1 protein-coding gene and 2 pseudogenes are annotated in these 2,177 nt (G+C 45.2%); all 3 read left to right on the top strand.

Annotated features, from left to right (window positions below):
• Positions 1–319 (top strand): annotated as a pseudogene (locus tag ACP45E_RS08210) (serine hydrolase domain-containing protein); the annotation flags it as partial.
• A gap of 20 nt (positions 320–339) precedes the next feature.
• Complete coding sequence (locus ACP45E_RS08205; RefSeq protein ID WP_017035940.1) at positions 340–1,695, top strand: serine hydrolase domain-containing protein; 1,356 nt, start codon at positions 340–342, stop codon at positions 1,693–1,695.
• Between the two features lie 73 nt (positions 1,696–1,768).
• A pseudogene (locus ACP45E_RS08200) lies at positions 1,769–2,177 on the top strand (hypothetical protein); the annotation flags it as partial.

Below are 2,177 nucleotides of genomic sequence, written 5' to 3'. Positions count from 1 at the left end.
TGAGCAAGTGGTGACTCCTGCCATTATCGACCGTATCCGTAACAGTGGTGACAAAGCCACTTACGAAGGCACGACTAAGCAAGCAAGCTCTGTAGGCGCATTCAACGAAATGTCTGATTACCAATCATACCAATTCGACTACGTATTCGATGATGGCGCTATGGCAAAAAGCGGCAACCTAGGTCAGTTCATCTATGTTGACCCGGATCGTGATTTCGTGGGCGTTGTATTCTCTTCTAACCCATACCATTCAGGTTACGGCGAAAGCAAAGCTCCAGCACTCATGCGCTCAGCTGCTAAATACCTAGCAGACAAATAATATTTTAAAAAGGAAACAGAATGAAAATCAAACATATTGCTCTAATGGTTTCTGCTCTAGCAGCGCCGGCTACTATGGCTTCTGAAAACCCTGTAGCTGCAGCACTGAAAGCGGAAGGCGCAATGGTAAACCTACCCGTTGAAGCGGCAAAAGGGACTTACACCAATGAGTTTGTTGCAAGTGCACGTGAGAACTTTAATAACTTCCATTGGCAAATGGGTGGCGATCACGCGCTTTACTACAGCATGAACGCCGAAGAGTTCTTGCCATCAACACTGGTTTCTCCTAACGAAGAGTATAAACCGCTTGTTAAAGCACTGAACAAAGATCTGGGTAACATCAAAGTCGAAACCAAAGCTAAGGGTGAGATGACGATGGATGAGTACCTAAATGACCCTCACTTCCGTACGCAAGGTTTCATGCTGATTCATGAAGGTAAAATCGTATACGAAGCATACCCAGGTATGGAACCAACAGACCGTCACGTTTGGATGTCTTCTGCAAAAACAACCGTAGGTGTTGTTGTAGCAATGCTCGTTGAAGAAGGCAAAATTGACCCTCAACAGTCAATTACAAAATACGTTCCTGAACTAAAGGACACCGTATGGGATGACGTTCGTGTACTAGACGTACTAAACCACCAAACGGGTCTAGACAATGAAGAGACATTGGCTTCTATCATGAACCCTGTGTCCCCTGTCGTGCGCTTCTTCTCTTCTGCATTTGGTGTTCCAAGCGCAGCCACTGGTGAAGTTGAAAGCTGGATTGCAGTTGCTCGTGATACTGAAAGACTTGAAGGCGAGAAAGCGGGTGAAATCAACCGTTACGCATCAATCAATACCATCGTATTAACGAAAATGGTTGAAAACATCGAGAAAACCACTTGGTCTGCAGTGTTTGAAGAGCGTGTTTGGGGCAAAATGACGGCTCGTCAAGCAGCATTATTCAACATTGCACCTGATGGTATGGCACTAGGTCTTGGCTTGCTGCACACCACACTTGAAGACAAAGCACGCTTCGGTACGCTATTTACTCCTAGCTGGGAAGCAGTAGCGACTGAGCCAGTCGTTAAGCCAGAAGTGATCGATATCATCCGCAACAGTGGTGATAAAGCCACATTTGCTGGTCACACTAAAGAAGCAAGTTCAGTCAGTGCGTTTAACGAAGCCGCTGATTACCAATCGTACCAGTTCGATTACATCTTTGATGATGGTGCAATGGGCAAAAGTGGCAACCTAGGTCAATTCATCTATGTTGACCCTGCTCGTGATTTCGTTGGTGTTGTTTTCTCAACTAACCCTTATCACTCAGGTTACGGTGAAAACAAATCTCCGGCACTGATGCGTTCTGCTGCTAAATTCCTAGCGGACAAATAAGAATTGTTCAAGCAATAAGCTTGATCGGAATCAAACTCGCTTCATGGACGAAGCAAACTAAGAAGAAATGATAATGAAAAAGTTTGCTTTATTAACACCCCTAGCGCTTGCGCTTTCAACGCCGATTTTGGCTGAAGAATCTAACGCTATTGATCCTGCTGACGTCACTAAGGTTTATACACAAGGCGCTGTATTAATCAATGGTAGTTCAGATACACTATTACAAGGCCAAGTATCTGGTGGTCTGGATAATGGACAGCAGTTCGCTCTACTTGCCGAAGCTACCTTTGTCGATGGAGACGGCGATAAAAATGATTTTGGCACCGACTACAGCAACTCTCGATTTCAGTACTTCCATGTATTTGAACCCGGTTTCGAAGCCATTCCTAAAGTTGGTGTGTCTCTAGATTACATCAATACGCGCAATGCGATTAAAAATGACCTGTTGTCTGTGGGTGCGGTTGCCGCGATTAACCCAGCGC

The organism is Vibrio genomosp. F10 str. 9ZD137, assembly GCF_049974785.1.
In the GTDB taxonomy this organism is placed as follows: domain Bacteria; phylum Pseudomonadota; class Gammaproteobacteria; order Enterobacterales; family Vibrionaceae; genus Vibrio.
The sequence above is the reverse complement of the archived record's forward strand: the minus strand, read 5'-3'. Positions and strand labels throughout refer to the sequence as shown.